Here is a 24,678-nt window from a genome sequence, read left to right as displayed (position 1 = left end):
CCTCCGCGACGGACCAGCGGCCGCGCCCCGCCCGGCGGGAGCAGCAGGCTCCCGCCGAGGTGGCGAAGCGCCCGCGTCACACCACGCAGGCCGTGCGCGCGGGCGTCGCCGCGCGCTCCGAGGCCTCCGAACTGGCACTGCGGATCTCCAGGGTGCAGCACTTGGCACTTCCGCCGGCCTTGAGGAGCTCCGAGAGGTCGATGCCGATCGGGTTGTAACCGCGCGCGGTGAGCTGTTCCGCGAGACCTGTCGCCGCCTGGGGCAGGACGACGTTGTACCCGTCCGAGACGGCGTTGAGGCCGAACACGCCGGCGTCCTGGGCCGAGACCAGGACGGCGTCCGGGAACAGGCGGCGCAGCACCGCCCGGCTGCCCGGTGAGAACGACTCCGGGCAGTACATGATCTCGTCGTCGCCCAGGACCGCGAGCGCGGTGTCCAGGTGGTAGAAACGCGGATCGACCAGGCGCAGACCGATCACCGGGCGGCCGAAGAAGTCCTGGGCCTCCTGGTGCGAGGCGGGATCGGTACGGAACCCGCAACCGGCCAGCACCCAGTTCCCGGTGACGAGGTAGTCGCCCTCACCCTCGTTGATGAACTCCGGGTCCCGCACCTCGGGGAATCCGTTCTCGCGGAACCACCGGGAATACGCGGGTCCCTCGGCGACGCGCTGCTCGTTGCGGAACTTGGCGCCGAGCACGCGCCCGTCCACGACGGTGGCGCCATTCGCGGCGAACACCATGTCCGGCAGGCCGGGCACCGGCTCGATCAATTCGACGGTGTGCCCGAGTTCCAGATAGATCTCACGGAGGCGCTCCCACTGAAGGACGGCCAATTCGCGGTCGACCGGCTTCTCGGGATTCATCCACGGATTGATGGAATAGGTCACCTCGAAGTGTGTGGGCCGGCACATGAGATAACGACGCGGAACAGCGGTGCGGGCAGTGCGCTCGGTCATGGAAACTCTTCTCTCGAGTCGGGTCGGCGGGTCCCGGAACGGATGTCCTCGGTGCGGGGGCGGTCCGGACGACGCCCCCGGCGGGGTCAGGGCAGCGGTTGGTCCTTGACGACCAGCGGCGTCTTGTTCGACCGCTCGTTGACGGTGAAGCGCTCGACCGCCCGGACCGCGAACGCGTGGGGCGCTTCGGTCTCCACCTCGTAGCCGAGCCGGTAGACCCGGGTGAGGACCGTGCGGCGCACCTCCGACTCGACCTCGGCCGGGTCGGCGCCCTGGGCGGTCTTGATCCGCAGCTCCATCCGCTCCGCGGGGGAGCCGTGATCGAACAGCGCGATCTGCACGTCGCCGACCGCCGGGTGCAGCCGGGTCGCCTCGACGATCTCCTGCGGGGTGACCAGGATGCTCAGGAACTTCATCTGCGGGTCGTCACGGCCCACGACCCGCAGCGCGGTGTCCGCCCGGCCGCACGCGCAGTGAACGAACTCGCCCAGGTCGCCGAGCCGGTAGCGCACCACCGGGTTGACGCACTCCGGGTGCAGGTTGGTGACGAGGATGGCCCCGTCCTCCAGCTCGACGTGCTGGTAGGGCATGAGGTGGAACGTGTCCAGGGCGCAGGCGGGCCCGTTGTGCCCGATCACCCAGGTCTCCGTCGACCCGTACACACCGTGCAGCTCCGCGTCCGGAAGGACCCGGCGGACGGTCTCCAGCGCGCGCTCGCCGAACGGTTCGCCCGTCCACAGCAGCTTCTTGAAGGCCGGGGGCCTGCGGTTCGTACGCTCGTAGAACTCCAGCAGGTTGCCTATCTGGCTCTGCGTCGCGTTCAGGGCGGTCGCGTCGAGCAGACCAACGAAGTCGAGCCACTCGCCGAGCTGTGCCTCGTCGACCGCGCCCAGCGGGATCGTCACGGCGCCGGCCCGGTGGGCCACCGCGTTGAAGAAGTTGTGCGACGAGGACAGCCGGCCGGGGGTGTCGTAGTTCACGAGGACGTCCTGGTGGTCCAGCGGACTCCACTCGGCTGCGATCGCCTCGATCAGCTGGCCGCTGGCGATGAAGCTCAGCTTCGGGGTCGAGGTGGTCCCGCCGCTCCCCAGGACGATCGAACCGTGCCGCCGCGACCGTGCGACACGCAGGACATCGGGAAGAGCGCCCCGGAAATCGTCCTTCGTGAGGATCGGCAGATCTCGCAGTGCCGGATCGGCTAGGGCCCGCGCGTCGTCGTACCGGTCACTGAGGGACGGAATCTCCGCCATGCGTTCCAGCAGGGCGGGAACGGAGAGCGCCGCATTGTTCTTCGTCATGTCAGCAAGTAGGCCCGGCGGCGCCATCCGCTGTCCAAGCAGATTTCCAACTCACGTGATCAGTGCTGCTTATCGCGCGTTGATTCGAGATGGTTATTGGACGCGTGACAGGGGGTGTGGCTGAATTCTTCGGAGCGCGCGTCATCGAGTTGCCCACATGCCACAGCGAGTTGGGAAGAAAGCATGTTGATCCGAGATGAAGCGGGACTGAGGCTGCTGCGACAGGCACAGGAGGAGGCCCGGTGGGCACGACGGCACCCGCCCACCGCCGACTTCCACACCCGCAAGCTGTCCGCGGCATGGGCGCGAGCCGCCAAGTCCCAGGCCTTCCGGGACATCGGTGCCTTCTCCTGGGACAGCTTCGAGCGGCTGCCGGTCACCCCGAAGGACCGGCTGAAGCAGGACCCCTGGAGCTTCGCGGTGGGAGAGCTGGCCGAGGCGGCCAAGTACTACGAGACGACGGGCACCTCCGGCCGGGTCACCCCCACCCCGCGCCACCTGGAGGACATCGTGTGGAACACGGTCTCCGTCGCCGAGGCGTGGCGCTCCGTCCTGAACGCCGACGACCGGGTCGCGATCCTGCTGCCCTCCGACATCGTGCCGGTCGCCGACCTCATCGTCGGCGTCTGTGAGTACCTCGGACTTCCGCACACCCGGATGTACCCGTTCGCCACCGGCATCTCCGACTGGGACCGCCTGAGCGACCTGTGGTCCACCCTGCGGCCCACCGCCGTCTTCGCGGCCCCAGGTGTGCTGATGCAGCTCACCCGCCTGCTCGTCCAGCGCGGCACGCTGCCCGGACTCCGCGACTCCATATCCAAACTGATGCTTCTCGGCGAGGTCAGCACCCCGGCTCTGCGCACCCGGCTCGGCACCTGGTGGGACGCCGCCGCGCACGACGTGAGCTACGGCAGCACCGAGACCGGCACCCTCGCCGCGACCTGCCCTGCCGGGAACCTCCACCTGCTCACCCACGCCCACTACTTCGAGCTGACGGACGGCGAACGCACGACGCCCCTGCCGGCCGACGGCGCGGGGCGGCTGGTCGTCACCCCCCTCAACCTGCACGCCCGCCCGCTGCTGCGCCTCGACACCGGCGACGAGGTGGAGATCAGCAGCGACCGGTGCGACTGCGCCACCCCCGGCAGCACGATCGTCGTCCGCGGCCGGTCCAGCGACGGCCTGCGCATACGGGGCGCGGACCTGGCGATCCGGGACGTGGAGGAGATCGTCTACGGGCTGACGTCGGCCACCGGCTATCTCGTCGAGGTCGACGAGGCGGGCACGCAGGCCCGGCTCCTCCTGGAACGCGTGCCCGGCTCCGACCGCACTTCCGAAGCCGCCGACGCCGACTCCGTGCAGGAGGCCTGCCGGCACCGGTTGGGCTTCGCCTGGGACGGTGTCGCCTTCCTCAACGCGCTGCCCTCCACCACCAAGAGCGGGGGATCGCAGAAGAGCTGGAAGCGCACCAACGTACGCGTCGTGGAGAGCGCCCGATGACCGCCCCCGCCGCCACCGGTGTGTCCCCCGAGTCCACCCGCGCCGCGTCCCCTGCTCCCGGCGGTGCCGTCCTGGGCGATCCCGACCTGTGGTGCACGTACGCCGCGACGCGCACCCTCGCCTGGCTCGGCCGGACCGCCGACGCCACCGCTCCGGACGCCACCGCCCGCTACCTGAGCGGCCGCCGCAACGCCGACGGCGGCTACGCGTGGTCCGTCGGCATGCCCTCCGACGCCTGGGCCACCTTCTACTGCACCCAGGCGCTCACCGATCTCGGCCACCCCGTCCCGGAACCGGACGCGACCGCCGCATGGCTCGCCACCACCTGGACCGGCGACGCGTACGCCATGACGCCCGGCCAGGACGCCGAGGTCTGGGCCACCCACTTCTCCACCCGCACCGCCCTGGGTCCCGCCCGCTCCACCGTTCCCGACCGGGAGCGCCTGCTGGCCTGGCTCCATGGCCTCCAGACCGCGGACGGCGGACTCTCCTGGAGCCCCGGCCACACCACCGCCGACGTGCGTGCCTGCCACTACGGCGCCGCCGCCTGGGCCGCGCTGAACGCCCAGGAGCCCGTACGCCCCCCGTGGGACGTAGCGCGCCTGGTCGCCTGGATCCAGGCCCAACAGGCCCCCGAGGGCGGCTTCCGGTTCTCTCCCGACGCCAGGACCCCGTGCATGTGGGCCACCTACCGGTCGGTCGCCGCCCTGCGTCTCCTCGGCGCGATGCCCACGTACGACATCGAGCCGTGGGTACATGCCCTGCGCGGCCCCGGGCGGGCGTTCGTGCGGTGGGAGGGCTACGCGGTCGAGGACGTGTGGGCGTCCTTCTGCGCCGTCGGTGCGCTCGTCGGTGTCGGCGCCGACGTCACCGGCATCGCCGACGACGTGGTGCGCCGCATCGCGGAACTCGCCTGCCCCGGCGGCGGCTACACCTACCGCGAACCGGCCCTCGCCGCCGACGCGCTGACCACCGCCGCCGCCGTCCTCGCGCACCCGGACGACCCCGCCGTACCCGCCCACCGGGCCTGGCTCGAAGGGTGCCTGCTGCCCAACGAGGCGGGCCTGATGTACATGCCCGGGCGGGGCAGTGAGATCCGCTGCACCCTGTGGGGCCTCACCGCCGGGGTCTTCGCCGACCCCGAACGCCACGCCGGGCAGCGCGCCGGCGTCCTCGGCTGGCTCCGCTCCCTGCAGAACCCCGACGGCGGCTTCGGGTTCTGGGAGGGCAGGGGCTCCGATTCCCTGTCGACGGCCGCCGCCGTCGCCGTCGTCCGGCTGCTGGGCGCCGACGTGAGCGTCGTACTCGACGCCGACGCCCTGGAGGCCTTCGCCGCCCGTGGCCCGGGCGAAGGGGCACGCGCGCGCCTGCGCGCCCTGCGTGTCCGCCACGCGCTCGGGCACCTGGACGACGCTCCCGTCCGTGCCGTCCTGGACGCCCACCGGGTGCGCGGCGGCGGCTGGGCGGACACCGGTTCGCGCATGCCCGACCTGCTGTCCACGTACGAAGCGGTGGCGACCGCAGACCTGTTCGGTGTCGCGCTCGACCCCGAACACCTACGCCGCTTCGTCGACCGCGTCCACACCGCCGACGGCACGGCCTGGACGCCGCTGGCCCCCGCCACGGGCGGCCCCCTGGCCGACTGCCTGGGCACGCTGCTGCGGCACCGGGCCGGGCAGGGCCCCACCGGGTCCCTGCCCGACCTGGTCCTGTCCTGATGCCTGTCCCCGTCACCCCGGCCAACGCGTCCCCGAGGCCCACCGAAGGCACCCATGCCCACCATTGACATCCTCGCCCCCGAACTGACAGTGCCCGCGCGGCGGGCCGTGGCCATCCGGCTCACCCGGCACTTGACCGCCCGTGGTGTGCCCGCCGGTCACGTCGTCGTGCACTTCACCACCGCCGAACCCCACTCGCTGTTCAGCGGTGGGATGTCCGCCGAGGCGCTGCCCGCCGTCGAGAACGGCCTGCACCACGCACGCGTGACCGTGTGCGTGGGCCCGGACCGCGACGCGACCTTCCGCTCCGACCTGGCGGAGGAGATCGCGGCGGCGCTCGGCATGACCGAGCGGACTCCCTTCCTCTACATCGAGTTCCGTCCCACCGACCCCTCGCTCGTCCACCTGGCCGACGCAGGACGCCTCCGGCTCGCGGCGACCCCGCGAGTTCCCTGAGCCGTCGAGAGGCCTCCCGCGCGCCCGCCGTGCCCGGACCTCATGGCTCTCCGATCCACGGATTGACCAGCGCCGCCGCTCCTGAAAGGCAGGACCCCCTCATGACCACGACCGTCCCCGCCCTCGACGAACTCACCACGCAGGTACGGGCCGCCCTCAGGCCCGTCCTGGGGGACGCCCTCGCGGCCGTCACGGACGACGCCGACCTGGCCCGGGCCCTCGGCGACCGCTACGACAGCCTCACCGCCCTGGAGTGCGTCTCGCGTGTCGAGGCCGCATTCGACGTGGAGGTCGACTTCGTCGCCCACGACGTCCGGCACGTCTTCGCCACGGTGGGACGCATCGCCGCCTTCGTACGCGACCTGATCGAGGACCGCACGGCCCTGGAAGCCTCCTCGTGACTCCCGTCTCCGCCCCCGCCGCCACCGACCGCGCGGTGGCCGAGGTCCCCTTCGAGACCTCCGGTCACAGCGGCGACCCGGTGCGCTGGTGGCGCACCCCCGGACAACTGCGCGACGAGGCCCTGCTGGTGGCCCGGACGGCGCTCGGCACAGTGGAGCAGGTCGTCTGCTTCGCCCCGCCACGCCACCTCTTCGGGCGCCTCTTCGGCGTCGTCCTGCCCGGCCTCCTCGGCGTCCCCGTCGTGCGGGCCTGGGACGACCCCGTGAGCGTGCCGGCCCCGCGCCCCGGACTGCGTACCCTCTTCGTCTGCCTGCCGTCCAGCTGGCTGGTCCTGCGCTCCCTGGTGCCGTCCACCGCCGACCACCCGGGAGCGGTCGCCCTCCACGGCACCGGACCCGTCACCGACGCCGCCCGCCACCTGGTGCGGGACCGGCGGGGCACACCGTTCACGGCCGTCGAGGTCTTCGGCTCCACCGAGACCGGCGCGGTCGCCCTGCGCCGCCTGGCGGACCACCCCGGGGCCAAGACACCCTGGCAGCTCCTGGACGACGTCGTCGCCGACGTGGAGGACGACGACCGGCTCACCGTGCGCGGCCCCCGGCTCGCCCGGCGCGACGGCTGCGACCGCCCCCTCACCGCGTGGACCATGGACGACACGGTGACCCCGGTCGGACCCCGCTCCTTCCAGTGGCGCGGACGTGCCTCCCGGATGATCAAAGTCAACGGGGTCCGCTGCGACCTCGGCGCCGTCGAGGACGCGGTCGCCTCCGCCTTCCCCGGCACCGAGGTGGTGTGCACGACCACCGGCGACCCCGTGCGCGGTGAGCGCTACGACCTGTTCCACACCGCGGGACCCGCCCGTATCGACGCGCAGGCCATCCGTACCGCCCTCAGCGCCGCGCTCCCGGGCTGCCCCCTTCCCGGCGCCGTCCACCGCGTCGACCGGATCGCCCGCTCCGCCACCGGGAAACCCCTGCTGAACAGGCTCACCACCCCTCCCACCACGACTTCCCCGACAACGACGAGGGTGGCATGACGGCATCACCCGCCCTTCCGTCCCTCGCCGGGGCCCCCACCGCACCCGACACCGCGGTCCCGGACTTTCTCCGGGCCGCCGGACCGGACCGGGTCCTCGCCCTGGGGCCCGAAGACCGCGCCCGCCTCGCCGCGAGCCGCGCGTCACTGGCCGAGATCGCCGCCCGCCGCCCCGTCTACGGCCTGACCAAGGGCTTCGGTCCACTGGTCTCCTACGACGCCGACCACGACCCGCACGTCCAGGGAGCCGGGCTGCTCGATCACCTCACCACCGGTCAGGGCCCGGCCCTGACGCCCGAGGTCACCCGGACCATGGTCTGGCTCAGGCTGCGCAGCATGTCCCTGGGCCGCTCCGCCGTCGCCGTCGACGTCTGGGACGCCCTCGCCGCCCAGTGGAACCAGGGCTTCACCCCGGTCGTGCCCCAGGACGGCAGCCTCAGCGCCAGCGGCGACCTCGTCCCACTGGCCCACGCGGCACAAGCGGCGGCAGGGAAAGGCGACGCCTGGCGGCGCGCCCCGGACGGCAGCTGGCGGCAGGAGCCCGCGGCCCAGGCGCTGCGCGCGCTGGGCGCCGCCCCGGTCCACTGGGACGCCCGCTCCGCCCTCGCCTTCGCCAACGGCACCAGCGCGTCTCTCGCCCGCGCCCTGCACAACCACGTACGGCTCCAGGCCCTGGCCCACGCCGTGGCCGCCGGAACCGGCCACCTGGCGGGACTCCTCGGCAGCAGCCCCGAGCCCTACGACGACCGCCTCTCCGCCGTCCGGGGGCACCGGGGGCAGCGACAGGCCGCCGCCCTGATCCGTGAGGCCCGCAGCGCCGTCGTCCGCACCGAGGACGCAGCGCGCCGCCTCCAGGAACCGTACTCACTGCGCTGCGCCCCGCAGGTCGTGGGCGCCGTACTCGACCAACTCGGCTTCCAGGGCCAGGTGTTGATTACCGAAGGAGAGGGCACCACCGACAACCCCGTCTTCGTCGACGACGACGTTCTGCACGGCGGCAACTTCCACGCCGCACCCGTGGCCCTGGCGAGCGAGCAGCACATGCTGTGCCTGCACCAGCTCGCCTACCTGGCCGAACGCCAGCTTCACCTCGCCCTCGACCCGCAGCACAACGGCGGCCTCCCACCCATGCTGACACCCGCCCCCGGGCGCCAGAGCGGGTTCGCCAGTGTCCAGATCGCCGCCGGTTCGCACCTGGGCGCGATCCGCCAGCACGGCTATCCCGCCTCGTTCACCCCGGTCCCCACCAACCTCGGCAACCAGGACCACGTGCCGCTGGCTCTCAACAGCGCCAACGCGGTGTCCACCGCCCTGGACCGCGCCTGGTGGATCGTCGCCTCCCTCGCCCTCGCCCTCAACCAGCTGGCCCGCCTGAGCGGGACCGCTCCCGCGCACGGCGTCTGGCGGCACCTCGCCTCCGACTGGACCCCCCTGGACCGCGACCGGCCCCTGGCCGGCGAGGTCGCCGCCACCGCCCGACGGCTCGAACGCCACTTCACGACTCCCCAGGGACCGCGCACATGACGACAGCACCCCACCGGATCCGCCTGCCCGCCGCCCAGCAACCCCCATGGACCTGCGACGGCCTCGTCGAGAACGTCCGCGCGGACCTCGCCGCGCTGCCGCCCCTCGTGGACGCGAGCGCCGTGCACCGGCTGCGTGCCGAGCTGGCCCGCGCCGCGCAGGGCAGCCGTTTCGTCCTCCAGGGCGGCGACTGCGCCGAACCCTTCCTCGACTCCGCGCCCGCGAGGATCACCGCCAAGGCCGCCCAACTGTCCGCTCTGGCGGAGCTGCTGACCACCCGCGCGGGCCTGCCGGTCGTACGGATCGGCCGGTTCGCCGGACAGTACGCCAAGCCCCGCTCCCAAGCCGTCGAAACCCTCGCCGACGGCACCGTGCTGCCCGTCTACCGGGGCGACGCGGTCAACCGGCCGGCGGCGGACCCCGCCGCGCGCCGCCCCGACCCGGCACGGTTGCGCGCCGCCTACGACCACGCCGCCGCGTGCCTCGACACCCTCCTGCTCCAAGGCCACCTGGCCGAGGACGCCGCCGCCGGCTCCGTGTACACCAGCCACGAGGCACTGCTCGTCGACCTGGAGAGCCCCCTCGTCAGGGAGGACACCGAGGCCGGAGGTCACTACAGCTCCTCCGCGCACATGCTCTGGATCGGCGAGCGCACCCGTCAACTCGACGGCTGGCACGTAGGGTTCGCCGAAACGGTGAACAACCCCGTCGGCGTCAAACTGGGCCCCGGCGCGTCCCCGGACGACGTACACGAACTGTGCGAACGGCTCACCCGGGGCCACGGCGCCGGGCGCCTGTCGCTCATCACCCGGCTCGGAGCCGCCGAGACCGCCCGCCGCCTGCCCGCCCTCGTCGAGGCCGCGGCCGACTTCACCGGCCGCGTGGTCTGGCTGTGCGACCCGATGCACGGCAACACCGTCCGCCACTCCTCGGGCCGCAAGACCCGCGTACTGACCGACGTGCTGCGCGAGGTCACCGACTTCTTCGCCGTGCTGCGCGCCCACGGCGTACCCCCCGGCGGCCTGCACGTCGAGATGACACCCGACGACGTGACCGAGTGCGTCGACGACCCGGCCCGCCTCGCCACCGACGGGCTGCCCCGCTTCCGGTCCACCTGCGACCCGCGCCTCGCCCCCGCCCAGGCTCGCGGCCTGCTCATGGCGACGGCCGACCTGCTCGCGCGAAAGGACACCCCGTGACCACCCTTGACACTCCCCGCCCGCACGTCGTGATCGTCACGCGATGGCAGGAGCGCTACGCCGAATACGGCCACTACCTCGACCACGGCGACCACACGGTCACCTATGTCGCGACCGAGGTGGCGCTCCCGGCGATACCCGCCGCGGCCGCCGACATCGTCACCGTGGCCAGGACCGACGACCTCGACGAAGTCCGCGCCGCCGTACGCCTCCTGGCCGCACGCCACGGCCGACCCGACCGGATCGTCGCCCTCAAGGAGGACGACCTGCTCATCGGCGCCGCGCTGCGCGTCGAATGGGACTGCCCCGGTGACCGCCCCGAGGACCTGCTGCGATTCCGCGACAAGCACCTGATGGTCGAGGCCGTGGCAGCCGCCGGTGTCCCGGCTCCCGCGAGCGCGGCCGTGACCGGCGCCGCCGAGGTCGCCGCCTTCGCCGCCACGCACGGCTGGCCCGTGGTGCTCAAGCCCCGTGTCGGCAGCTCCAGCGCGGGTGTGCTCCTGGTCCGCGAACCCGACGAGCTCGACGGATACGACTGGGCCGAGCCGATGCTCGTCCAGGAGTTCCTGCCCGACGCGATCTACCACGTCGACGGGATCTTCGACGGCGCGGAGCTGATGTGCTGGCGCGCTTCCCGCTACGTCAACACCTGCCTGGGCTTTCGCGAAGGCACCTTCCTCGGGTCCGTCGAGGAAGACGACCCGGCGGTCCTGGCCCCCGTCGGCGAGCACGCGCGCGCGGCCCTTGCCGCGCTCACGGACCGGCCCACCCCCTTCCACCTCGAGGTGTTCGTCGACGCCCGGAACGGCACGTGCCGCTTCCTGGAGGTCGGGGCACGCATCGGCGGCGCCGAGATCCCCTTCATCTGGCGGGAACTGCACGGGTACGACCTGATGGAAGCCGCCTTCCGTCTCCAACTCGGCCTGCCGGTGCACCCCGTGGGTCCGGCGCCCGCGGAACAGGTCGGCGGCTGGCTGCTCGTCCCGGCGCCCGAGGCCCGGCCGTGCCGTGTCACCGAGGTCACGCCCATGACGGGCCGGGAACCTGGGCCCTACGCCGAAGTGCTCCTCAAGCCCGGCGAGGTGCTTCCCGCGGCCGACGCCTACTACGAGCACGTCGGCGGACGCTTCCGGTTCCGGGCTGCTGGCTCCGCCGCCGTCGAGCACGCGCTGACCACGACGGCCGCCGCCTTCCGCGTGAGCGCCGAGCCCCTCGCGCTGACCCCCGTACACTGACCCCCGCACCCTGGAGAGCCCCCATGTCCGTCAAGGGCCACGTCGTCATCGTCGACGCCTACCACCCCACCCGACGCCTCGCCCCGGAGTTCGTCAAGGCCGGCTACGCCTGCGTCCGCGTGCAGAGCACACCCGAGGTGCCGAAGGTGTACCGGTCGACCTTCAGCCTCGACAACTACGCCGCCAACATCGTGCACCGGGGCGACCTGGCCGAGACCGTGCGTGCCGTGTCCGCGTACGAACCCGTCGCGGTGGTGCCCGGCGGCGAGTTCGGCGTCGAGTTCGCCGACGTTCTCAGCGAGGCCATGTCCCTGCCCACCAACGGCACGGCCCTGAGCCCCGCGCGCCGCGACAAGTACACGATGGTGGAGACCGTCAAGAAGGCCGGCGTCCACGGTTCCGAGCAGATCCTGGTCACCGACGAGGCGGAACTGCGGGACTGGCACGCCAAGCTGGGCCGGCGCGTCGTGGTCAAACCGATCCGCTCGACGGGCGGTGACGGCATCCACTTCTGCGACACTCCGGACCAGTCGGTCGACGCCTACCGGGCGCTGGCCCGCGCCGAGAACTTCTTCTCCGTCGACAACGAAGGCGTCGTCGCCCAGGAATATCTGGTGGGCGGCGAATACGTCGTCAACACCGTGAGCCGCGACGGACACCACCACGTCACCGACATCTGGAAGACCACCCGCATCACCGCCAACGGCGTCCTCGACCTCTGCGACTCCGTGCACCTGCTGGCCCGCCGCTCGCCCGAGGGCACGGTGCTCGGCCGCTACGCCGAGGAGGTCCTCGACGCCCTCGGCATCCGGCACGGCCCCGGCCATCTGGAGGTCAAACTCACCCCGGACGGTCCCTGCCTGGTGGAGGCCGGGGCCCGGATCGCGGGCGGTGACATCCCGTACTACGCGAGCCTCGGCACCGGCTCCTCGCAGATCGACTGGACGGTCGACGCCTACGTGGCGCCGGAGCGCTTCCACCAGCGCCGCCTGAGCGACTACGTCGTCGAACAGCACTTCGCCTCCGTCGCCATGATCTCGCCCAAGTCCGGGACGCTGAAGCGGATCCGGCACATGGACACCATCGGCAAACTGGAGAGCCTCCACGAGATCCGTCCCCTCGTGGAACCCGGCGGCCAGATCCGGCCCACGGTCGACGACCTGACCTACCCCATGATCGTCAACCTGCGGCACGAGGTCGCCGAGGTCGTCCTCCGCGACTACGGAACCCTGCGGTTCCTCGACGGCGAGGGGCTCTACGAACTGTCATGAGCATCCGACCCGACACCGGCCCGGCCGTCCCCGCTCCCCGGACGGCTGCCGCACCCGCGTCCGCGACCACCCCCCGGGCGATCAGCGACTTCCTGGGCACCACGACCGCCGGCGACGCCCTGCCCGAGATCCTCGCCCTGCCCCTGTCCGAGCGCCACCGCCTCCTGGCCGCGGGGGAGATCGGCGCCGAGGAGTTCCGCGCCCGCGCCGCGCACTGGGCGGCCCGTGCCGACGGCCACTACCGGGCCTGCGCCGAACTGCGCGTACCGACCGGCGGCCTGCGGCTCGGTGTCAAAGACACCGTGGACGTACAGGGGTTCGCCACCCGGCTCGGGTTGCGCCACTACCGGCACCACCCGCGCACCACGGCCGCCGTCCTGCGGGACGTCACCAACGCCGAGGTCGTCGCCAAGGTGGTCACCACCGAACTGAACATCGGCGTCGGCTCGGGATGCGTGAACCCGTACTTCCCGCACATCGACCCCGCCGGGTCCAGCACCGGCTCCGCGGTCGCCGTGGCCGCGAACATCTGCGACGTCTCACTCGGCACGGACGTTCTGGGCTCCGTGCGCTGGCCCGCCGGGCGCTGCGGCGTCGTCGGACTGCGCGTCACCCACCACCCGCGCAACCTGCCCGGGGTCTTTCCGCTCTCGCCCGCCATGGACGCGCCCGGCTGGGTCGCGCGCACCGCCGACGACCTGGCCTTCGCCTGGCCGCACATGGGGCTCGGCGGGCCCGTGCCCACCGGCGGCCGGCTGCGCGTCGGCGTCCCACGCGAGCTGAGCCGCCCAGGCGTGCTCGACCCGGAGATCACCCGGGCCGTCGTCCACACCGCCGAACTCCTGCGCACCGCGGGGCACGACGTGGTCGAGGCGGACCTCGGCGAGCTCTGGGACTGCCGCGCCGACGCCTGGCAACTGTGCGCCCGCGACGCCTGGGACGGGTTCCAGCACTGGCGCGCCCACATCGAGGACGACCTCCTCGACTCGACGTTCGCCGCGCTGCGCGCCGGCGCCGACGTCGGGGACGAGGAGTACGCCGCCATCCGGGACCGGATGACGCGGCTGCGTGCCTCACTGCCGGCCCACTTCGCCGACCGGGGCATCGACGCCTGGCTGCTGCCGCTCGACCCGGCGCTGCCCCGACCGCGCGGAACGGTGCCCCCCGCCGCCTCCACGATCCCCGTACCGGGCGATCCCCGCTACGACCGGGAGATCGGCTTCACCCCCGTCGCCAGCTTCGCCGGACTCCCCGCGATCACCTTTCCCACCGGTGTCGACCCCGCGTCCGACGCGCCCGTGGCCATGCAGCTCGTGGCGGGCCCGCACCGGGAGGGCGCGCTCATCGCGGCGGCCCGGGACGTGTCCGACACACTCGGCGACCTCCGACTGCGCCCCCGAGGCGTCGACGTCCCACCCGTACCCGGCGCTTCGAAGGAGTGACCATGGCCACCACACGTCAGAAGGCCGGGGGCGTCGGCCTCCTCCACCTCGCTGTCTTCGGCGGGTACGCGGGCCAGCAGATCCTGACTCCGATCCTGCCGCCGCTCGCGCGGGAGCTGTCCATCAGCGAGTTCCAGTACGGCATGGTGATGAGCGCGTCCGCCGCCGTGGTCGCGCTCGTCAGCCCCCTGTGGGGCCGCCGCGCCGACGCGTGGGGCCGCAAGCCCCTCATGGTCGTGGCCCTGTTCGGCGCGTCCCTCGGTCTCGCGGCCTTCGCCGTCTTCGCCCATCTGGGCCTGCGCGGCGTCCTGGGCGCCACAACCGTCTTCGTCCTGCTGCTGCTGGCCCGCGGCATCCTCTTCGGCGGCTCCCTCGCGGCCCTGCCCGTCGCGGCGCAGGCGTACGTCGCCGACACCACCGTCGAGGAGGAGGAACGGGTCAAGGGAATCGCCCGTGTCGGCGCCGCCATCGGCCTCGCGCTCGTCCTGGGACCGGGGCTCGGCGGCCTCCTGGGCGACCTCGGAATGCTCCCCGCCCTCTACACCGCGCCCGCGCTGATCGGCCTCGTCGGCGTCGTGGTCTGGGTCTGGCTGCCCGCCGAGGAACGGCACACCGGCCGCAAGGCGGCACCGGGGCGACTCAGCCCGCTGGACCCGCGCATCCGCAGGTTCCTGGTGTCCGGCGCGGGCATCTACCTCTCCACCAGCCTGCTCCAGTCCAGCATCGGATTCCTGCTGATGGACCGGCTCGACCTCACCACGGCGCGGACGGTGGAGCTCTCCGGCATGGTGCTCCTGGCCGGCGGCCTGCCCATGCTCGTCGTCCAGGGCGTGATCATCCCCAAGCTGGCGTGGCGGCCGCAGCGCCTCCTCCGCGTGGGCGTGCCGCTGACCGCGGGTGCCTTCGTCGTCATCTGCGTGGCCGACTCGCTGCCGGTCTTCCTGGCCGCCGTCACCCTGTCCGGGCTCGGCCACAGTCTCGCCATCCCCGGCTACAACTCGGCGATGAGCCTCGGCGTCGAGGCCAACGAACAGGGCAGCGCGGCCGGACTCAGCGCCTCCGTCAACGCTCTCACCCTGGTGCTCGGCCCGCTCGCGGCGACCAGTCTCTACCAGGTCGACCCCGCGCTCCCGTTCGCGGTCGGGGCGATCGTGCTCGCCTCCCTGCTCGTGCTCCTCGCCCGCCGTACGGCCGTGCCCGGCCCGGCCCCGCACGACGAGGAACCCACCCCCGCGTCCAGCTCCCCGCGCTGACCGCACCCCGCCCGCCCCGACAGCCCAGCACACCCGAGCCCGTACGCGCCCGTGGCCCGCCCGGCGCATACGCCCAGGCCCTCATGCGCCGGCGCACCCCGTCCGTGCGCCCGGGCCCGGCCTGCACCGCGGCCGGCTCGCGCCTGCCCAGAAACGCGACCGCGACCACCCGACCCGGAGACCACACATGTCCGCACCGCCCCTGCCCCCCGTACTGGACAAGCACGCACCGCAGGCCACTCCGCCCGAGGAGGGGCTCCGGCGTGAGCTGGGCCGATGGAGCCTGACCGCCATCGCCTTCGGCGGCATGATCGGGTCGGGCTGGCTCTTCAGCGCCTACTACGCCGCGCAGACGGCGGGCCCCGCCGCGCTGCTGTCCTGGCCTCTCGCGGGCGCCGCGATGATGCTCGTCGGCCTGGTCCTCGTACAGCTCGGCGCGACCCGCCCCCGGGCCGGCGGCATGGTCCGCTGGCCCCTGGAGGCCAACGGGCCCCTGGTGGGGACGGCCATAGGCTGGGCCGTCCTGCTCTCCGTCGCCAGCGCCCTGGCCGCCGAGGCGTCGGCCATCGCGCAGTACGCCGGCCACTACGTCCCCGGCCTGTACCGGGACGGACGGCTCACGGCGCGGGGCATCGCCGCGGCCGTCGCGCTCCTGGCAGTGCTCGCGCTCCTCAACTGGTTCGGCGTCCGCCTGTTCGCCCGGATCACCACGGCCCTCACCGTCTTCAAGTTCGGTGTCCCGGTGGTCACCATCGCCGTCCTGGTGGCCGCGGGGTTCGACGCGGACAGTATCGAGGCGGGCGGCGGTGTCGCCCCGTACGGCTGGTCGGCAGCGCTCTCGGCCGTGGCCGGCGCGGGCATCATTTACACCTTCAACGGCTTCGCGGCCCCCATCGAGCTGTCCGCCGAGGCCCGCGACCCGCGCCGCGACCTGCCGCGTGCCGTCGTCACGGCCATCGTCCTGGCGATCGTGCTCTACACCGTCCTCCAACTGGTCTTCCTGGTCACGGTCCCGGCCGACTGGCTGGCGGGCGGCTGGCACGGGCTCAACTTCGACTCGCCCTTCGGCCAGCTCGCGCTGGCCCTCAACATCGGCTGGCTCGCCACCCTGATCTACGCGGACGCCGTCCTCTCGCCGACCGGCGCCGCCGGCATCTTCGTCGCCTCGGGCAGCCGCGAGACGTACGCAGCCGCACGCAACGGCGTCCTGCCCTCCTTCTTCGCCTCCGTGCACCCCGCGTCCGGCGTCCCCCGGCGGACCCTGCTCGCCAACTTCGTCCTCGCCACGGTCTTCCTCGTCCCCTTCCGCGGCTGGCAGGAGATCATCGGTGTGGTCGGGGTGCTCTCCCTGCTGACCTACGCGGCCTGCTCCGTCGCCGTGAGCACCTTCCGCGCGACGGACCACGAGGCGCTCACCTGGCGGATGCGGGGCATGGGCTGGATCGCGCCCGCCGGGTTCGTCGTCTCCACGGAGCTGATCCACTGGGCGGGCTGGCACCACCTGCGCGCGGCGATCCCCCTGATGCCGGCCGCCGTCATCCTGTTCGCCGTCAGGTACCGTCAGGACCGTGCCCGGCTGACAGCGGAACTCCGGTCCGGTGCCTGGTTCCTGGGCTATCTGCTGCTGCTCTTCGTCGCGGCGGCCGTGGGTTCCACCGGCGGTTCCGGGCAGGTGCCCGCGCCCTGGGACTCCGTCGCGGTGGGCGGCGCAGCCCTGCTCGTCCACCGATGGGGTGTCCGCTCCGGCGCCCGTCGTGCCCTGACCTGACAGACCCCGGCAGACCCGACTCGGAGGCTTTCCATGACACGCACCGTGGTAGTGAGCGGCGGCGGCACCGGCATCGGCCGTGCCGTGTGCGCGGCCTTCGCCGCCGAGGGCGCCCAGGTCGTCGCGATCGGACGGCGGGAGGACGTGCTGAACCGCACGGCGAAGGAACTCACCGAACGCCACACGGCACAGGGCGGCCAGGTACGCGCGCTGCCCGCCGACCTCACGCTCCCCGAGGAGGCCGATCGCGTACGGGACGAACTGCGCGCCGCCCACGGGACGGTGGACGTCCTGGTCAACTCGGCCGGCGGCAACGTCCTGATCGGTGCCCCCGAGGGAGCGGACGAGGGCACGGCCGGAGCATCCTGGCACTGGACGGAGAACTTCCGCGCCAACGTCCTGACCGCCGTCCTGCTCACCGAGGCCCTCCGCCCGGTGATCGCCTCTCCCGGCGGCAGGATCGTGATGATCAGCTCGATCGCCGCGTACCGGGGCTCGGGCGCCGGCTCGTACGCGGGCGCCAAGGCGGCGCTGCACCCGTACGTCTACGACCTGGCCGCCGCCCTGGGGCCGCAGGGCGTGACCGTGAACGCGGTGGCGCCCGGCTACATCGCACAGACCGAGTTCTTCGGCACCGAGGGTCACGCCGGCGCCCGGCACGACCTGCTCGTGAGCCAGACCCACACCGGCCGTGCGGGTGTCCCCGAGGACGTCGCCGGCACGGTCCAGTGGCTCTGCTCCCCGTCGGCCTCCCAGGTCACCGCACAGATCGTCCAGGTCAACGGCGGTGCCGAAAGGGGCCGCTGACCGCCGTCCGGTGTCCCTGGATCCGCGTCGGCGTGGCCGAAGCCGCCGATCCGCGCCCGGGGCAGTGATGCCCCGCGCCGCCGAGCCGTACGTCCTTTTGAGGCAGCGTCAGCGGCCGGAGCAGCCTGCCGCTGACGGGGGCACAGGGCTCGTCCGCCAGGCAACCGTGGCCGACCGGGTGCCGGCCCGGTGACACGATGCCGTCCGCCATGCCCACCCGGGCGCCGACAGATGCGGCGCCCGGGTTGAGGCACATCTCGACAGGGGCCAGTCGTCCGGCAGCACGCCACTGCCACAGCCGGGGGACATGGTCGTCCTGCGGGCCCGGATGGACGGCTGCCAGGAGTCCCCGCCGAGGCAGGCCGGCCCGTCGGCCTGACCACTCACCGTGCCCGCGCCCGCACGGATGGTCTATCTGAGCACGCGCCCGCGCCGGTTCTGAGCCAAGAGTGGAGGCATGGCAGAAACCGGCGAGCGGCGGCGCAGCACGTCCTCATCCACGACGCGCGAGTCACGCGGACGCAAGGTGCGCGGCGCGCAGGACGCCGCACACCGCGCCGCGGACGCGCTGACCGCACTCATCCGTCACCGCCTCGAAGGCGTCTCCGCGGTGTCCCGCAGCGCGGACGACGGCTGGCTCGTCAACGTCGACGTGCTGGAGGTGGAGCGGATCCCCGACACCACCAGCCTGCTCGCCACCTACGAGGTCGAGCTGGACCCGTCGGGAGAACTGCTGCAGTACCGACGCGTCGCCCGCTACCGGCGTGGTGCCCAGGACCAGTGAACGGCCACCTCGCCCCGCAATCCGGAAGGACCGCCGCATGACCACCTACAGCGACGAGGTCGTGTGCGCTCCGCGCGCCGGGACCCTCTACGACGTACTGGAGCTCATCCTCGACCGCGGCATGGTCATCGACGTCTTCGTCCGCGTCTCCCTGGTCGGCATCGAGATCCTCAAGATCGACGCCCGGATCGTCGTGGCCAGCGTCGACACCTATCTGCGCTTCGCCGAGGCGTGCAACCGCCTCGACCTCGAGTACGACGCGCGCAGCAAGACCGTCCCCGAGCTGTTCGGAGGCCCGGTCGCCAGCGCCGTCGGCAAGGCGGGCGCGAAGAAGACGGCCCGCTCGCTCACCGACCGGGTGAAGGACGCCCTGAACCCCGGTGAGGAAGAGGACGACAACGAAGCCGCCGAGGACGAGGGCGAGGAGCGCGAGCAACGGCAGGAGCGTCCGCGTCGCCGCCCCGCCGGCGAACGCCGCAGGACCGGCAGCCGTGACCGGGACGACGACGAACGTCCCCGCTCCCGCTCCCGCCGGCGCACGGACGAGGAAGGCTGACCGTGACCGCGACGACCTCCACGGCCCTCGACGCCCAGTACGTCTACGGCATCGCTCCCGCCTCCGTCCGGGCGCCGCGCGCCCTCGGTGTGGGCGGTGCCCCGGTGCGGTTGCTGACCGAGTCCGGCCTGTCTGCCGCCGTCTCGGCGGCCCCCGGTCGACTCCGGGCACGGCGACGCGACTTGATGGCCCATCAGGCCGTCCTCGACGAACTGTCGGCCCAGGGCCCCGTCATCCCCATGCAGTTCGCCGTCCTCACCCGTGACGCCGACGCTGTGCGCGCTCAGCTGCGGGACGGGCAGGCCCATCTGTCGGCGCAGCTCGACGCCGTCAGGGGGCGCGTCGAGATGAACCTCAAGGGCGCGACCGTCCCGGGCTACTTCGCCCGCCTCGTCCACCAGGACGAAGGACTGCGCAACCTCGCCCGCCGGACCCGGCGCAGGCCGGACTACGACGCCAACGTGCGCCTCGGTGAGGCCATCGCCCGCGCCGTGCGCCAGGAGGCGGAGCGCGCCGCGCGCGAAACCCTCGCCCGGCTGGCACCGTTCGCCGAACGGACCGTCCAGGGCGCGCTCGACGACACCCATGTGCTGAGCACGTCGTTCCTGCTGCGCGCCGCCGACGAGAAACGGTTCCGGGAAGCCGTCGCGGAAGCGGCGCACCGGTTCGGGGACCGGCTGGCGCTGAGTGTGACCGGCCCCCTGCCCTGCTACAGCTTCGTCGAGACCGCGCCCGCCGCGGCCGGGGCGTGACGCCGTGGGTCTCGTGAGCGGCGTGCTGCTGCTCCCGCTGGCCCCGGTGCGCGCCACCCTGTGGGTCGCCGACCACCTCCTCCAGGAGGCCGAACGGCAGGCCCACGACCCACGCGCGGTCCAGTCACGCCTGGCCGCGCTCAATCGCGACCTGGACGAGGGCGTCATCGACGAGGCGACCTTCGAGCAGGAGGAGGAGCGTCTTCTCGATCTCCTCGACCAACCCGTCCGCTATCTGGGCTGCGCACCCCCGACCGTGGCCTCTTCACTGGGAAGGCACGCATGAACGACAGCACCAAAGCGGCCGTGGCGGCCGCCGTAGCCGGCGGGTACGTCCTGGGACGCACCAGGAAGGCCAAGGTCGCCTTCGCCATCGGCACCTATCTCGCGGGACGGCGCTTCAGCCTCTCGCCGGGCCAGCTGCTCTCCCAGGGACTGGCCAAACTCCAGGAGACACCGCAGTTCCAGGACCTCAGCGAGCAGGTTCGCGGCGAGTTGCTGAGCGTCGGACGCTCAGCGGTCTCCGCCGCCGCCAACCGCCGTCTGTCGACCCTCAGCGACATGCTCCGCGATCGTACGGACGCACTCGCCGACTCCGCCGGCAAGGGCCGGGATGACGACGACGAGTACGACGAGTACGACGAATCCGACGAGTACGACGACGACGGATACGAGGACACGGACAAGAACGAAGAAGAGGAAGAGGACGAGGAAGAGGAGGAAGAAGAGGACGAGGGCGCCCGGAGGGGCGAGGGGAGGGGGCCGGAGGAAGACGAGGACGAGGAGCCCGACGAGGACGCGGAGCTGGAGGAAGAGGAGGAGGAAGAAGAGGAAGAGGAAGAGGGCCCCGACGAGGGCGCGGAGCTGGCGGAAGAGGAAGAGGGTCCGGACGACGAGGCGGAGCCGGACGAAGAAGAAGAGGAAGAAGAGGAAGAAGAGGAAGAAGAGGAAGAAGAGGGTCCGGACGAGGACGCGGAGCCGGACGAGGACGAGGAGCCCGAGAGGAAGCGCGGCTCGGAGCGGCCCCGGCCCGGGCGTGACGAGCGCAGGAGGTCGCGGAGCGAGAAGAGGTCCGCGAACCGTCAGGCGCCGCCACCACGCAAGAGGGTGGCCGGCAGGACTCCCGCCAAGGAGGCACCGGCCAAGAAGGCACCGGCCAAGAAGGCCGCTGCCCGCAAGGCCCCGGCCGGACAGCAGGCCGGCAAGTCCACCGGCTCGGCCCCGGCGAAGAAGCCGGCGGGCAAGAAGGCCGCCGAGAAGCCCCCGGCCAAGAAGGCCGGGGAGAGGCGTCCGAGCGGATCCCGTCCCTCGGGCTCGCCCCCGGCGAAGAAGGCGGCGGCCAAGAAGGCGCCCGCCAAGAAGTCGGCGGCGAAGCAGGCGCCCGCCAAGAAGGCTCCCGCGAAGAAGTCCGCGCCCGCCAAGAAGGCCGCTCCAGCCAGGAGCGCGGCCAAGAAGGCGCCCGCCAAGAAGTCGGTGGCGAAGCAGGCACCCGCCAAGAAGGCTCCCGCGAAGAAGTCCGCCGCCAAGAAGACGGCACCGGCGAAGAAGACCAGCGGACGGGGCGGTGCGGCGAAGAAGACCGCGCGCTCGTCCGGAAACAACCAGTCGCGTCAGACAAGCAGATCCGCCGGCGGCGGCCGGGGCTCCGGCGCGCGGCGGGGGAGGTGAGCGGAAATGGCTAACACGCAGGAGAAGTCACCCGTCGACGATCTGAAGGATGCCCTGACCGGCTATCTCGGGGCGATGGGCGGCAAACTCGCGGACAAGGCCCAGGACAAGCTGGGTGGTCTGACCGAGCACCTCTCGGACACCGCCGAGGGATCGGGCCCCGGTCTGCTGGGCGGGGTCGCCAAGCGCGTCATGGGCGGCGACTCGCCGGTGAAGGCCCTGGTGACGGAGAAGGCCAAGGGCGTCAAGGACAACATCGTCGAGAAGGTCACGGGCAAGAAGGGCGGCAGCGGCTCGAAGAAGGGCAGCAGCATCAAGGCGACGAACATCGTCGAGAGCATCGACGTCGGCGTCCCGGTGCGCACCGCCTACGACCACTGGACGCAGTTCGAGGACTTCAGCAGCTTCACCAAGGGTGTCCGCAGCGTCAGCAAGTCCGGCGACACCGAGTCGAACTGGAAGGCCAAGATCGGTCCGTCCAGTCGCGGCTGGAAGGCGACCGTCCAGGAACAGGTCGCCGACGACCGGATCGTCTGGACCTCCGACGGCGCCAAGGGCAGCACCCGCGGCGCGGTGACCTTCCACGAGCTGGGCCCCACCCTCACCCGGATCGTCCTGGTCATCGAGTACTACCCGGCCGGGTTCTTCGAGAAGACCGGCAACATCTGGCGTGCCGTGGGCCGCCGTATCCGGCTGGACCTCAAGCACTTCGCCCGCCATGTGACCCTGCACGGCGACGAGGAGCTGGAGGGCTGGCGTGGCGAGATCCGCGAGGGCGAGGTCGTCACGTCGCACGAGGACGCCATGGAGGAGGAGGAGCGCCGCGAGCAGGAGGGCGCCGACGAGGACGAGGACGCCGAAGGCGAAGAGGGTGCCGAAGGCGAAGAGGGTGCCGACGACGAGGACGGCGCCGAGGACGCGTACGAGGACGAGGACGCCGAGGACGCCGACGAAGAGGCCGAGGACGGCGAGGACGCCGAAGGCGCCGACCAGGCCGACGAGGACGCCGAAGGCTACGACGAGGACGCCGAGTACGACGAGGACGAGGAGCCCTACGACGAGGAGGAGGACGCCGACCAGGGCGAAGAGGACGAGGAAGAGGACGACGAGGACGAAGAGGACCAGCCCCGCCGCCGGTCCCGTGCGCGTCGCTGATCACCTGGGAGCACTGTGACCGACGTCAGCAGCTGGAACACGGGCCCGGCCCTGCAGTCCGCCGGGCCCGTGACGGGCAACCTCGCCGACCTCCTCGAACGCGTGCTCGACAAGGGCATCGTCATCGCGGGCGACATCAAGATCGAACTGCTGGACATCGAACTGCTCACCATCCGTCTGCGGCTGTTCATCGCCTCCGTGGACACCGCCAAGAAGGCGGGCATCGACTGGTGGGAGACCGATCCGGCGCTGTCCTCCCATGCCCGGCGTGACGCGCTCGCCGAGGAGAACGCGCAGCTGCGGGCGCGGCTGGACGCCCTGACGAGCGGCGACGCCGAAGAGGAGCGCACCCGATGAGCCGGCCCCAGGACGTGCCGCAGGCCCCCGTGCGACCGGCTCCCGAACCCCGGGCGGCCGTCGCCGGACAACGCGAGCCCGAGCCCCCCGCCACCGGCCGGAATCCGCGGGCTTTCGCGGCACAGGATCCGGCCGGGCCCGCCGTCACCTACCTCTTCGCCGTGACCCGCACGCCGCCGCCCGACGACGTGCTGGCCGGGGTCGCCGGGCAGGACGGCGGAGGACCGTTGCGCGTCCTGCGGGCCGGGTCGCTTGCCCTGGTCGTCCAGGACGTCCCCGCCGAGGACTTCGGCAAGGAGGCCCTGACGGAACGGTTCAACGACCGCTACCAGCTGGAACGCTGCGCGCGAGCCCACCACCGCGGCGTACAGGCGGCAGCCGGTCACGGTCCTGTGGTGCCGCTGCCGCTGGCGACCCTGTATCTCAGCGACCACAACGCCGCCGAGGCGGTCGCCTGCCGGGAAGCGGCGGTGCGCACGCTGCTCGACCGGCTGCGGGGCCGTACCGAGTGGGCGGTCAAGGTGCACGCGGCGGAGCACGACGCCGATCCCTTCCCGGCGCCGGAGGCGGGAGCGGAGAACGCCGCCACGGGCGGCCGGGCCTACCTGACCCGGGCCAGCGCCCGGCAGCGGGCCCAGCGGGTCCGGCGCGAGGACGCGCTCGCCCGCGCCCACGCCCTCGACCTGGAGCTGCGCCGGCACGTCGTCGCCGCGACACGGCACAGGACCCAGAGCGAGCAGCTCACCGGCCGGAGCACCCCGCAGCTCCTGAACGCCGCCTACCTCGTCGACGACGGACAGCGGGCCGCCTTCGCGCGGGCCCTGGTCGGGCTGCGCGCCGACGAGCGGTACCGCGGTCTGGAGATCGACGAGTCCGGGCCCTGGATCCCCTACTCCTTCGCCCAGCTGGACGAGGGCCCGGACGGTTCGGAAGGCGGGGTGGGCGCATGACCGCCCCGCACCTGCGCGAGGCCGTGCACACGCCGGTTCCCTGGGACGGCGCCGAACCGTACGCCCCGGTCGGGGTGCCCCTCGTCGACCTGCTGGACCGGGTGCTCGCCACCGGCGTCGTGGTCAGCGGCGACCTGGTCCTCGCGATCGCCGACGTGCCGCTGGTACGGATCTCGCTGCACGCCCTGTTGTCGTCGGTGAACGACAGGGTGCCCGCCCCGTGGTCGGACAGCGGGCCGCTGTGACGGCGCCGCCCCGGACCGGCGCGCTGGACCTCGACCCCGAACGGGTCGCGAACGACCTGGCCGCCCTGGTGCTGACCGTGGTGGAACTCGTCCGGCAGCTCATGGAGCGCCAGGCCGTGCGCCGCTTCGAGGAGGGCACGCTGAGCGCGGAACAGGAGGACCGCCTCGGCACGGCCCTCATGCTGCTCGACGCCCGCATGGACGATCTGTGTGCCCAGCACGGACTGGAGCGCAGCGACCTCAACCTCGATCTCGGCCCGCTGGGCCCCCTGCTGGCGGATCCCGGCGGCTGAGGCCACCGGCGGCGGAGACCGGCGGGGCGGGTCGGACAGAGCGGCCCGCGCCGGT

General features: G+C 72.7%; 25 protein-coding genes. 23 read left to right on the top strand and 2 right to left on the bottom strand.

The annotated features are described in order from the left end of the window. Positions 1–76 precede the first annotated feature (76 nt). Both ddaH and AC069T_RS15870 read right to left on the bottom strand, forming a co-directional pair. Positions 77–955, bottom strand: coding sequence for a dimethylargininase (ddaH, locus tag AC069T_RS15875; protein WP_478783297.1), 879 nt, complete (start codon positions 953–955; stop codon positions 77–79). A gap of 86 nt (positions 956–1,041) precedes the next feature. Then, on the bottom strand, positions 1,042–2,253 hold the full coding sequence (locus AC069T_RS15870; RefSeq protein ID WP_478783296.1) for an AMP-binding protein: 1,212 nt from the start codon (positions 2,251–2,253) through the stop codon (positions 1,042–1,044). Positions 2,254–2,436: 183 nt separating this feature from the next. Between AC069T_RS15870 and AC069T_RS15865 the strand changes: the two genes are divergently transcribed. From AC069T_RS15865 to AC069T_RS15755, 23 genes are all read left to right on the top strand, one after another. Further along, positions 2,437–3,753, top strand: coding sequence for a phenylacetate--CoA ligase family protein (locus AC069T_RS15865; RefSeq protein ID WP_478783295.1), 1,317 nt, complete (start codon positions 2,437–2,439; stop codon positions 3,751–3,753). After that, positions 3,750–5,471, top strand: a complete 1,722-nt coding sequence (locus AC069T_RS15860) for a prenyltransferase/squalene oxidase repeat-containing protein (protein ID WP_478783294.1) — start codon at positions 3,750–3,752, stop codon at positions 5,469–5,471. The genes AC069T_RS15865 and AC069T_RS15860 overlap by 4 nt, the downstream gene beginning before the upstream one ends. Positions 5,472–5,525: 54 nt before the next feature. Continuing rightward, a complete protein-coding gene (locus tag AC069T_RS15855; RefSeq protein ID WP_478783293.1) occupies positions 5,526–5,927 on the top strand; it encodes a hypothetical protein in 402 nt (133 codons plus the stop codon). 101 nt (positions 5,928–6,028) lie between these two features. After that, positions 6,029–6,328, top strand: a complete 300-nt coding sequence (locus AC069T_RS15850; RefSeq protein WP_478783292.1) for an acyl carrier protein — start codon at positions 6,029–6,031, stop codon at positions 6,326–6,328. Next, entirely contained in the window at positions 6,325–7,365 is a 1,041-nt protein-coding gene (locus AC069T_RS15845) for a class I adenylate-forming enzyme family protein (RefSeq protein WP_478783291.1), read from the top strand. Before AC069T_RS15850 ends, AC069T_RS15845 begins: the two co-directional genes overlap by 4 nt. After that, positions 7,362–8,888, top strand: a complete 1,527-nt coding sequence (locus tag AC069T_RS15840; protein WP_478783290.1) for an aromatic amino acid lyase — start codon at positions 7,362–7,364, stop codon at positions 8,886–8,888. Before AC069T_RS15845 ends, AC069T_RS15840 begins: the two co-directional genes overlap by 4 nt. Then, on the top strand, positions 8,885–10,087 hold the full coding sequence (locus AC069T_RS15835) for a 3-deoxy-7-phosphoheptulonate synthase (protein WP_478783289.1): 1,203 nt from the start codon (positions 8,885–8,887) through the stop codon (positions 10,085–10,087). Before AC069T_RS15840 ends, AC069T_RS15835 begins: the two co-directional genes overlap by 4 nt. Next, positions 10,084–11,322 (top strand): ATP-grasp domain-containing protein, encoded by a 1,239-nt coding sequence (locus tag AC069T_RS15830; protein ID WP_478783288.1) that lies wholly within the window; start codon positions 10,084–10,086, stop codon positions 11,320–11,322. The genes AC069T_RS15835 and AC069T_RS15830 overlap by 4 nt, the downstream gene beginning before the upstream one ends. Positions 11,323–11,345: 23 nt before the next feature. Next, positions 11,346–12,593 (top strand): ATP-grasp domain-containing protein, encoded by a 1,248-nt coding sequence (locus AC069T_RS15825; RefSeq protein ID WP_478783287.1) that lies wholly within the window; start codon positions 11,346–11,348, stop codon positions 12,591–12,593. After that, entirely contained in the window at positions 12,590–14,035 is a 1,446-nt protein-coding gene (locus AC069T_RS15820; RefSeq protein ID WP_478783286.1) for an amidase, read from the top strand. Before AC069T_RS15825 ends, AC069T_RS15820 begins: the two co-directional genes overlap by 4 nt. A 2-nt stretch (positions 14,036–14,037) precedes the next feature. Further along, positions 14,038–15,288: an MFS transporter gene (locus AC069T_RS15815; RefSeq protein WP_478783285.1), complete on the top strand. Its 1,251-nt coding sequence runs from the start codon at positions 14,038–14,040 to the stop codon at positions 15,286–15,288. A gap of 187 nt (positions 15,289–15,475) precedes the next feature. After that, positions 15,476–17,056: an APC family permease gene (locus tag AC069T_RS15810; RefSeq protein ID WP_478783284.1), complete on the top strand. Its 1,581-nt coding sequence runs from the start codon at positions 15,476–15,478 to the stop codon at positions 17,054–17,056. Between the two features lie 33 nt (positions 17,057–17,089). Then, complete coding sequence (locus AC069T_RS15805; RefSeq protein ID WP_478783283.1) at positions 17,090–17,863, top strand: SDR family NAD(P)-dependent oxidoreductase; 774 nt, start codon at positions 17,090–17,092, stop codon at positions 17,861–17,863. Between the two features lie 457 nt (positions 17,864–18,320). Further along, positions 18,321–18,647: a gas vesicle protein GvpO gene (locus AC069T_RS15800; protein ID WP_478783282.1), complete on the top strand. Its 327-nt coding sequence runs from the start codon at positions 18,321–18,323 to the stop codon at positions 18,645–18,647. A gap of 37 nt (positions 18,648–18,684) precedes the next feature. Next, entirely contained in the window at positions 18,685–19,203 is a 519-nt protein-coding gene (locus AC069T_RS15795) for a gas vesicle structural protein GvpA (RefSeq protein WP_478783281.1), read from the top strand. A gap of 2 nt (positions 19,204–19,205) precedes the next feature. Further along, on the top strand, positions 19,206–19,955 hold the full coding sequence (locus tag AC069T_RS15790; RefSeq protein ID WP_478783280.1) for a GvpL/GvpF family gas vesicle protein: 750 nt from the start codon (positions 19,206–19,208) through the stop codon (positions 19,953–19,955). Positions 19,956–19,959: 4 nt separating this feature from the next. Then, complete coding sequence (locus AC069T_RS15785; protein WP_476752757.1) at positions 19,960–20,241, top strand: gas vesicle protein GvpG; 282 nt, start codon at positions 19,960–19,962, stop codon at positions 20,239–20,241. Beyond that, positions 20,238–21,623, top strand: a complete 1,386-nt coding sequence (locus AC069T_RS15780; protein ID WP_478783279.1) for a histone protein — start codon at positions 20,238–20,240, stop codon at positions 21,621–21,623. Before AC069T_RS15785 ends, AC069T_RS15780 begins: the two co-directional genes overlap by 4 nt. Before the next feature lie 6 nt (positions 21,624–21,629). After that, complete coding sequence (locus AC069T_RS15775; protein ID WP_478783278.1) at positions 21,630–22,778, top strand: SRPBCC family protein; 1,149 nt, start codon at positions 21,630–21,632, stop codon at positions 22,776–22,778. A 15-nt stretch (positions 22,779–22,793) separates the two neighbouring features. Beyond that, complete coding sequence (locus AC069T_RS15770; protein ID WP_478783277.1) at positions 22,794–23,135, top strand: gas vesicle protein; 342 nt, start codon at positions 22,794–22,796, stop codon at positions 23,133–23,135. Further along, complete coding sequence (locus tag AC069T_RS15765) at positions 23,132–24,085, top strand: GvpL/GvpF family gas vesicle protein (protein WP_478783276.1); 954 nt, start codon at positions 23,132–23,134, stop codon at positions 24,083–24,085. Before AC069T_RS15770 ends, AC069T_RS15765 begins: the two co-directional genes overlap by 4 nt. Beyond that, positions 24,082–24,330: a gas vesicle protein gene (locus tag AC069T_RS15760; protein ID WP_478783275.1), complete on the top strand. Its 249-nt coding sequence runs from the start codon at positions 24,082–24,084 to the stop codon at positions 24,328–24,330. The genes AC069T_RS15765 and AC069T_RS15760 overlap by 4 nt, the downstream gene beginning before the upstream one ends. After that, a complete protein-coding gene (locus AC069T_RS15755; protein WP_478783274.1) occupies positions 24,306–24,623 on the top strand; it encodes a gas vesicle protein K in 318 nt (105 codons plus the stop codon). Before AC069T_RS15760 ends, AC069T_RS15755 begins: the two co-directional genes overlap by 25 nt. The last annotated feature ends 55 nt before the right edge of the window (positions 24,624–24,678 follow it).

It is taken from the genome of Streptomyces sp. NPDC043867 (assembly GCF_056435845.1).
This window is presented reverse-complemented; position numbering and strand designations above follow the sequence as displayed.

Bases quoted from the DNA above. Each gene is read 5' to 3' on its own strand.
- AC069T_RS15835 (WP_478783289.1), top strand. From the start codon at position 8,885: ATGACGACAGCACCCCACCGGATCCGCCTGCCCGCCGCCCAGCAACCC.
- AC069T_RS15765 (WP_478783276.1), top strand. From the start codon at position 23,132: ATGAGCCGGCCCCAGGACGTGCCGCAGGCCCCCGTGCGACCGGCTCCC.
- AC069T_RS15805 (WP_478783283.1), top strand. From the start codon at position 17,090: ATGACACGCACCGTGGTAGTGAGCGGCGGCGGCACCGGCATCGGCCGT.
- AC069T_RS15855 (WP_478783293.1), top strand. From the start codon at position 5,526: ATGCCCACCATTGACATCCTCGCCCCCGAACTGACAGTGCCCGCGCGG.
- AC069T_RS15850 (WP_478783292.1), top strand. From the start codon at position 6,029: ATGACCACGACCGTCCCCGCCCTCGACGAACTCACCACGCAGGTACGG.
- AC069T_RS15840 (WP_478783290.1), top strand. From the start codon at position 7,362: ATGACGGCATCACCCGCCCTTCCGTCCCTCGCCGGGGCCCCCACCGCA.
- AC069T_RS15775 (WP_478783278.1), top strand. From the start codon at position 21,630: ATGGCTAACACGCAGGAGAAGTCACCCGTCGACGATCTGAAGGATGCC.
- AC069T_RS15760 (WP_478783275.1), top strand. From the start codon at position 24,082: ATGACCGCCCCGCACCTGCGCGAGGCCGTGCACACGCCGGTTCCCTGG.
- AC069T_RS15815 (WP_478783285.1), top strand. From the start codon at position 14,038: ATGGCCACCACACGTCAGAAGGCCGGGGGCGTCGGCCTCCTCCACCTC.
- AC069T_RS15860 (WP_478783294.1), top strand. From the start codon at position 3,750: ATGACCGCCCCCGCCGCCACCGGTGTGTCCCCCGAGTCCACCCGCGCC.
- AC069T_RS15810 (WP_478783284.1), top strand. From the start codon at position 15,476: ATGTCCGCACCGCCCCTGCCCCCCGTACTGGACAAGCACGCACCGCAG.
- AC069T_RS15800 (WP_478783282.1), top strand. From the start codon at position 18,321: ATGGCAGAAACCGGCGAGCGGCGGCGCAGCACGTCCTCATCCACGACG.
- AC069T_RS15870 (WP_478783296.1), bottom strand. From the start codon at position 2,253: ATGACGAAGAACAATGCGGCGCTCTCCGTTCCCGCCCTGCTGGAACGC.
- AC069T_RS15780 (WP_478783279.1), top strand. From the start codon at position 20,238: ATGAACGACAGCACCAAAGCGGCCGTGGCGGCCGCCGTAGCCGGCGGG.
- AC069T_RS15825 (WP_478783287.1), top strand. From the start codon at position 11,346: ATGTCCGTCAAGGGCCACGTCGTCATCGTCGACGCCTACCACCCCACC.
- AC069T_RS15820 (WP_478783286.1), top strand. From the start codon at position 12,590: ATGAGCATCCGACCCGACACCGGCCCGGCCGTCCCCGCTCCCCGGACG.
- ddaH (WP_478783297.1), bottom strand. From the start codon at position 955: ATGACCGAGCGCACTGCCCGCACCGCTGTTCCGCGTCGTTATCTCATG.
- AC069T_RS15865 (WP_478783295.1), top strand. From the start codon at position 2,437: ATGTTGATCCGAGATGAAGCGGGACTGAGGCTGCTGCGACAGGCACAG.
- AC069T_RS15795 (WP_478783281.1), top strand. From the start codon at position 18,685: ATGACCACCTACAGCGACGAGGTCGTGTGCGCTCCGCGCGCCGGGACC.